Source organism: Variovorax sp. GW460-12-1-14-LB1, from assembly GCF_059423605.1.
On record NZ_JBWKYF010000068.1, the window covers coordinates 30,680 to 37,954 of the forward strand.

At 67.7% G+C, this 7,275-nt stretch carries 5 protein-coding genes; all 5 read left to right on the plus strand.

What is annotated here, in order from left to right:
• Positions 1 to 56 precede the first annotated feature (56 nt).
• The 5 genes from AC07Y4_RS26245 (at position 57) to AC07Y4_RS26265 (ending at position 7,238) form a co-directional block, all read left to right on the plus strand.
• A complete protein-coding gene (locus AC07Y4_RS26245) occupies positions 57 to 857 on the plus strand; it encodes an enoyl-CoA hydratase/isomerase family protein (RefSeq protein WP_487847734.1) in 801 nt (266 codons plus the stop codon).
• Positions 854 to 2,677 (plus strand): acyclic terpene utilization AtuA family protein, encoded by a 1,824-nt coding sequence (locus AC07Y4_RS26250; protein WP_487847733.1) that lies wholly within the window; start codon positions 854 to 856, stop codon positions 2,675 to 2,677. Before AC07Y4_RS26245 ends, AC07Y4_RS26250 begins: the two co-directional genes overlap by 4 nt.
• Before the next feature lie 86 nt (positions 2,678 to 2,763).
• Positions 2,764 to 3,867: an alkene reductase gene (locus AC07Y4_RS26255; RefSeq protein ID WP_159279063.1), complete on the plus strand. Its 1,104-nt coding sequence runs from the start codon at positions 2,764 to 2,766 to the stop codon at positions 3,865 to 3,867.
• Positions 3,868 to 4,011: 144 nt separating this feature from the next.
• On the plus strand, positions 4,012 to 6,516 hold the full coding sequence (locus AC07Y4_RS26260) for a type VI secretion system Vgr family protein (protein WP_495275331.1): 2,505 nt from the start codon (positions 4,012 to 4,014) through the stop codon (positions 6,514 to 6,516).
• Between the two features lie 14 nt (positions 6,517 to 6,530).
• Positions 6,531 to 7,238: a DUF4123 domain-containing protein gene (locus AC07Y4_RS26265; protein ID WP_495275332.1), complete on the plus strand. Its 708-nt coding sequence runs from the start codon at positions 6,531 to 6,533 to the stop codon at positions 7,236 to 7,238.
• The last annotated feature ends 37 nt before the right edge of the window (positions 7,239 to 7,275 follow it).

Sequence of the window (7,275 nt, forward strand, 5' to 3'; positions counted from 1 at the left end):
GCGGCTTTTTTTTCGGGCGACGCTACGGCATCCGTCACCAGGAAGCCGAGCCGCCCATGTCCGAATCCCCTCCCCCTTCTTCTTCCCCGTCCCCTGTCGAGCTGCGTGAGGAGATGCGCGGGCCCGTCATGTGGCTCACCATCGACCGCGAAGAGCGTCGCAACGCCATCAACGCGGCCGTGCTCGAGGGCCTGTCCGATGCGCTGGTGCGCGCCAACCGCGACACCGCCGTGCGCGCCGTGGTCCTCACCGGCGCCGGCACGCGCGCCTTCTGCGCCGGCGCCGACCTGCAAAGCGGCACCTCCTTCAAGTTCGACTACGCCGCGCCCTACCAGGGCATCGCCAACCTCTTTCGCCAGGCGCGGCAATCGACCGTGCCGCTGATCGCGCGCGTCAACGGCGCCTGCATGGCGGGCGGCATGGGCCTCATGGCGATGTGCGACCTGGCCGTGGCCAGCCGCCAGGCTGTGTTCGGCCTGCCCGAGGTGAAGGTCGGCGTGTTTCCCGCGCAGGTGCTCAGCGTGCTCGGCGGCCTGCTGCCGCGCCGCGTGCTGGCCGAGATGTGCATCACCGGCGAGCCGATCGACGCCGCGCAGGCGCTCGAGCTGAAGCTGGTCAACCGCGTGAGCGACGACGTCGACGAGAGCGTCGACTGGCTGCTGGGCCGCCTGCTCGACAAGTCGCCCGCCGCCATCCGTCGCGGCCTGTACACGATGAAGAAGATCGAGGCCATGGCCTTCGAGGAATCGATGGCCTTCACCGAAAGCCAGATCGGCCTGTTCGCGCTCACCGAAGACGCGGCCGAAGGCCAGCTCGCCTTCCGCGAGAAGCGCAAGCCGCAATGGAGCGGACGATGAACAGCAGCAACCACAACAGCAATCGCGTCGTCCGCATCGGCGGCGCCTCCGGCTTCTGGGGTGACAGCAGCGTGGGCGCGCCGCAGCTCGTGGCCAGCGGGCAGATCGACTACCTCGTGTTCGACTACCTCGCCGAGCTCACCATGTCGATCCTCGCGGGCGCGCGGCTGAAGAAGCCCGAGCTGGGCTACGCGACCGACTTCGTCTCCGTCGCGATGAAGGCCGTGCTGAAAGACGTCGTGAAACAGGGCATCCGCGTCGTGAGCAACGCGGGCGGCGTCAACCCGCAAGGCTGCGCCGATGCGCTCGCCGCACTGGCCGCCGAGCAAGGCGTCTCGCTGAAGATCGCCGTGGTGAGCGGTGACGACGTGTCGCCGCTGCTGCCCGAGCTGCGCGCTTCGCAACCGCCCGTGCGCGAACTGCAGAGCGGCGCGCCGCTGCCCGAGCGCGTGCTCAGCGCCAACGCCTACCAGGGCGCGCGCCCGGTCCAGGCCGCGCTCGACGCGGGCGCGCAGGTCGTCATCACCGGCCGCTGCGTCGACTCGGCCGTCACGCTCGGCGTGCTGATGCATGAATTCCAATGGCAGCCCGGCGACCACGACCTGCTCGCCGCGGGCAGCCTCGCGGGCCACATCATCGAGTGCGGCTGCCAGGCCACCGGCGGCCTGCACACCGACTGGGACACCGTGCCCGACTGGCCGAACATCGGCTACCCCATCGTCGAATGCGCCGCCGACGGCAGCTTCGTCGTCACCAAGCCCGCGGGCACCGGCGGCAAGCTCACGCCCGCCGTGGTTGGCGAGCAGATGCTCTACGAAATCGGCGACCCTGCCGCCTACCTGCTGCCCGACGTGGTGGCCGACTTCACGCAGGTGCGCATCGAACAGGCGGGCGAACACCGCGTGCGCGTGCACGGCGCGCGCGGCCGCGCACCCACCGGCAGCTACAAGGTCTGCGCCACGTATGTCGACGGCTTCAAGACCGCGGCGCAGCTCACGATCGTCGGCTTCAACGCGGTGGCCAAGGCGCGGCGCACCGGCGAGGCGATCCTCGCGCGCACCGGCGCCCTCTTTGCGCAGCAGGGCCTCGGGCCCTACAGCGGCACGCAGCTCGAAGTGCTCGGCGCCGAGTCCTGCTACGGCCCGCATGCGCAGACGCAGGCACAGCAGATCCGCGAGGCCGTGCTGCGGCTCGCCGTGACGCATCCGCGCAAGGACGCGCTGGAGCTGTTCGCGCGCGAGGTCGCGCCGGCCGGCACCTCGTGGGCGCCCGGCACCACGGGCGCGGGCGGCGGACGCGCCTCGGTGTCGCCATCGATCCGGCAGTACGCGTTCCTGCTCGACAAGGCGCACGTGATCCCGCAGGTGCGCGTCGATGGGCAGGCCGTCGATGTGCCCGCGACGCACGCCACCAGCGACGACCCGCCCGCCGTGCACACCATCGAGGCACTGCCCCTGGCCACGCCCGGCGACGACGCCATCGAGGTCCCGCTGATCCGCCTCGCGTGGGCCCGCAGCGGCGACAAGGGCGACACCTCGAACATCGGCGTCATCGCGCGCCATCCCGAGCTGCTGCCGCTGCTGCGCGCGCAACTCACCGAGGCGCGCGTGGCCGCATGGCTCGCGCACCTGGTGCAGGGCCACGTCACGCGCCACGAGGTGCCCGGCATCCACGCCTTCAACTTTGTCTGCGAGCAGGCGCTGGGCGGCGGCGGCATGGCCTCGCTGCGCAACGACCCGCTCGGCAAGGGCATGGGGCAGATCCTGCTCGCGCTGCCCGTGCGCGTGAGCCCGGCGCTGCTGGCGCGGTTGCTTCCTTAGCACCAATCGGGACAACCGTGCGACAGCAGGGTTGAGACGGGCGGCTTAGCCTTGCGCCTGTTTCAACTCTGCCCCCTCAATCCACGATGTCCACCCTTTTCGACCCCGTCCAGGCCGGCGACCTCCAGCTCGCCAACCGCATCGTGATGGCGCCGCTCACGCGCAACCGCTCGCCCAACGCGATCCCGCCCGACATCGCCGCCACCTACTACGCCCAGCGCGCCAGCGCCGGCCTGCTCATCACCGAAGCCACCGCCATCAGCCACCAGGGCCAGGGCTACGCCGACGTGCCCGGCCTCTACGGCACCGAGCAGCTCGACGCCTGGAAGCGCGTGACCGACGCCGTGCACGCCGAGGGCGGCAAGATCGTCGTGCAGCTGTGGCACGTGGGCCGCGTCTCGCACACCGAACTGCAACCCGGTGGCGGCAAGCCCGTCGCGCCCTCGGCCATCACCGCCAAGACCAAGACCGTGCTCATCAAGGACGGCGTGCCCACCTTCGTCGAAACGTCCGAGCCGCGCGCGCTCGACGCGGCCGAACTGCCCGGCATCGTCCACGCCTATGCCGCGGCCGCACGCAACGCCGTCGAGACCGCGGGCTTCGACGGCGTGGAACTGCACGGCGCCAACGGCTACCTGCTCGACCAGTTCCTCAAGGACGGCAGCAACAAGCGCACCGACGACTACGGCGGCTCCATCAAGAACCGCGCGCGCCTGCTGCTCGAGTCCACGCGCGCCGTGGTCGATGCCGTCGGCGGCGGCAAGACCGGCATCCGCCTGTCGCCCGTCACGCCCGCCAACGACGCGCACGACAGCGACCCGCAGCCGCTGTTCACCTACGTCGTGCAGCAGCTCGCGCCGCTGAACCTGGCCTACATCCACATCATCGAAGGCGCCACCGGCGGCCCGCGCGAAATCGCCGACCGCCCCTTCGACTACGAAGCCCTCAAGGCCGCCTACCGCGCCGCCGGCGGCAAGGCCGCCTGGATGGTCAACAACGGCTACGACCGCCCCCTGGCCGAAGAAGCCGTGAAGGAAGGCGACGACCTCGTGGCCTTCGGCAAGCCCTTCATCTCGAACCCGGACCTGGTGCGCCGCCTGCGCGAGCACGCGCCGCTGAACGAGCTGGACAAGGCGACGATGTATGGGGGTGGGGTGAAGGGGTATACGGACTATCCGGCGTTGGGCTGAGCCGGCCCTTCCAGCGTCAACTTCTTCGCGCTTGCTTCGCCCTTTTTGGCGAGCAGCGCGTGAGGTGACGATTGTTCGCAGTGTGCGCCGCGCAGTCCCTGCAGACTGCGCCGACCTCTCCTCCTTCTCTCAAGGAAGTCGTCGATGCCGCGCACGCTGTCTGTTTCTTCTGCTGCGATCCCTGTTGTTCTTGGTCAGGCTGCACTGGAGCCCGTGCGGCTGTCGGGGCATGAGGGGATCAACAGCCTCTTTGCCTACGAACTCTTTCTCAAGACCCCGGATGCGCTGGCTCTGTCCGGCGTCTCTTCTGGCGCCGACTTCGACCTGGATGCCTTCATCGGCCAGGAGATCAGCTGCGAGATCGAACTCGATGGCTCTTCCCCCCGCCAGATCAACGCCCTGATCACCGATGCAGCCCTGTGGGGCGAGGAAGGGCGCCACGCCCAGTACAAGCTCACCCTGCGCCCCTGGCTGCACCTGGCCACCCTGCGCACCGACTGCAGGATCTTCCAGAACCTCAGCGTCGTCCAGATCCTGGACGAACTCCTGGGCGGCTACGCCTTCCCCGTGGACAAGCGCCTGATCGAGCACTACCCCGTGCGCGACTACCAGACCCAGTTCAACGAGAGCGACTTCGCCTTCCTTGCCCGCCTGTGCCAGGAATGGGGCATCAGCTACCACTTCGAACATTCGGACGGTAAACACCGCTTGGTGCTCTCGGACGCCATGGGCGCCTATGCGGCTGGCGATCCGCTGTACGAGCATGTGGAATACCACGCCCCGGGCTGGAAGATCGATGCCGAGTACATCCACAGCTTCGTTCCCCAGCACCAGCTCACCAGTGGGAAGTACGCCACCCGGGACTACGACTACACCCGGCCCAGGGCGGATCTGAGTGTTTCTCGAAGCGACCCGCGCCCGACCGGACAAGCCGAGGGCGAGGTCTACCAGTGGCATGCATCGAGAGCGGGGGGCAGTCACTACGCCCAGCCCAATGCGGGTGCAGATGCAAGCGCCGATCCTCACGGCCAAGGCCGCCTGCTATCCCTGCTGCGCATGCAGGCACTGCGCACCCATGGCGCCCGGGCCCAGGCCAGCGGCAACCTGCGGGGCATGGTGCCCGGATGCACCTTCCAGCTGAAGAAACACCCGAGGGAGTCGGCCAACGCCGAGTACCTGATCCTGGACACCCGTTTCCTCATCGAGGATGTGGCCGAAGACAGCCAGAACCGCGAAGCCACTGCGCAGCGCAAGCAGCAATGGCGCGTGCAGGTGGACTTCACAGCCCACCCGGTGACCGAACCATTACGCCCAGAGCCGACCCAGCCCAAGCCCGCCATGGTCGGCCCCCAAGTGGCACTGGTGGTGGGCCCCGAAGGCCAGAACCTGTGGACCGACGAGCTGGGGCGCATCAAGGTGCAGTTCCCCTGGGACCGCCAGGGACAGAAGAACCAGCACAGCAGCTGCTGGGTGCGGGTGAGCTCGCCCTGGGCGGGCAACCAGCTCGGGGGCATCCAGATCCCGCGCATCGGGCAGGAAGTCATCGTGAGCTTCATCGCGGGAGATGCGGACCTGCCGATCTGCATGGGAAGAGTCCACAACCAGGTGAATCTGCCGCCGTGGCAACTCCCTGGCCAGAGCGCATTGAGCGGGTTCAGGAGCCGGGAGTTGACGGAGGGAGGAGGCAACAGTGCGGCGGGCAGGTCGAACCATCTGATCCTGGATGACACGGCCGAAAAAATCCAGGTGCAGCTCAAGAGCGATCACCAATCCAGCAGCCTGAGCCTGGGGGCGATTACGCGCATCGAGGACAACGCGGGCAGAAAGGACCCCAGGGGCGAGGGCTTCGAGCTGCGCACTGACGCCCATGGCGTGCTCAGGGCACAGGACGGCATGCTCATCACCACTGAAGGCCGCCCCGATGCCGCTCGCCACGCCAAGGACATGGGCGAAACCATCCAGCGCCTGACGAGCGCACGCGACCAGATCGAAGGCCTGGCCGAAGCGGCCCGCACAGCCGAGGCCCAGGACGACAACGACGACCAGTCCACCGTCGCCCATGCCATCAAGCAGCAGAACGAAGACCTCCGGGGCCACGGCAGCCCATCGACCGAAGGCCGCTTTCCCGAACTGGCCACACCGCATCTCGCGCTCGCCAGCCCCGCAGGCATCGCTGCCACCACCGCCACGCACCTGCATGCGCACACCGGCGCGCACATCCAGCTCACCAGTGCCGGCCACACCTCCTTGAGTGCCGCCCAGCGCATCCTCGCCAGCGTGGCGGAAGGCATGCGCATCTTCACGCTCAAGAGCGGCATCAAGGCCTTTGCATCGCAGGGCGACATCCGCATCAAAGCCCAAAGCGACGCCATCGAGGCCACCGCCTTGAAAGACATCGACATCGTGAGCACCGAAGACACCGTCTATATCACCGCCAAGAAAAAGGTCACGATCAACGGCGGTACCAGCTTCAGCGAATGGAGCCAAGGCGGCATCCGACATGGCACGTTGGGCACGTGGATCGAGCATGCGGCAATGCACGGAACGCCGGGCCCCGACAAGAAGCCAGGGCCCACGGCACAGAGCGTGTGCTGGGAATGCCTGGCACGCGCTGCACGTCAGGCCTCGCCTGTGGCTCCCCGGATCTGACAGGGCCGGTACCGATGGCAATTCAAGCGTACGAGCGTGAGGCGGTCGAGCATGAGATCTCGCAGACCATCGCACAAGACATCGGTACTTTCGCCCGCCTCTCGCGCCAGAACGGTCAACGTTGTCACGCATTGGTGGACGCCGGCCGATGCGGGGGGGTCGAAGAAGACAGGCAGGAAGACGGATGGGTGGCGCGTCTGGTGGCGCGATACCCACTCGATGCAACCCCTTTGTTCCTTCACACGCCGGAAGCCGCTGCGATCGGTGTCGGCCCTTGGCTGGTCGAACTGCCATCCATGCCCGATGCAGCGGACGCAGTGCCATGGCTGCACGACCTCGCACGTGGCGCAGGTGCCGCGCATGCCCTCAGTCTCGTGGCTTCGCCATTGCGGTCGATCACGCTGGTCACACACCTTCGCACTTGGCTCAATGCCGTGATACCCCCGGACCCTGGCCTAGATGACGACGAGGCCGTCGGCGCAGTACTCCGCTGGTTCGATCCGCGCATCGGCTTCGACATGGTGACCTGCTGGCCTGACGAAGTTCGACAAGACTTCCTGAGCGCTTTCACCTGGGCAGGATGGAACGCCGAATTCCATCCGCAGGGTCTTCGGTGCAGCAAGTCGCACGCACCACAAGGTGCCGCACGCACCGAGCCCATGCGACTGGACAAGGACCTGCTTGTTGATTTCCATCTAGAAGTGACCCAGTTGGCGGTGTGATTTCCATCTAAATCTGACCCACGTGATAACCCTAACC

Coding starts and splice junctions, on each gene's coding strand:
- AC07Y4_RS26245 (WP_487847734.1), top strand. CDS start 57: ATGTCCGAATCCCCTCCCCCTTCTTCTTCCCCGTCCCCTGTCGAGCTG.
- AC07Y4_RS26250 (WP_487847733.1), top strand. CDS start 854: ATGAACAGCAGCAACCACAACAGCAATCGCGTCGTCCGCATCGGCGGC.
- AC07Y4_RS26255 (WP_159279063.1), top strand. CDS start 2,764: ATGTCCACCCTTTTCGACCCCGTCCAGGCCGGCGACCTCCAGCTCGCC.
- AC07Y4_RS26260 (WP_495275331.1), top strand. CDS start 4,012: ATGCCGCGCACGCTGTCTGTTTCTTCTGCTGCGATCCCTGTTGTTCTT.
- AC07Y4_RS26265 (WP_495275332.1), top strand. CDS start 6,531: ATGGCAATTCAAGCGTACGAGCGTGAGGCGGTCGAGCATGAGATCTCG.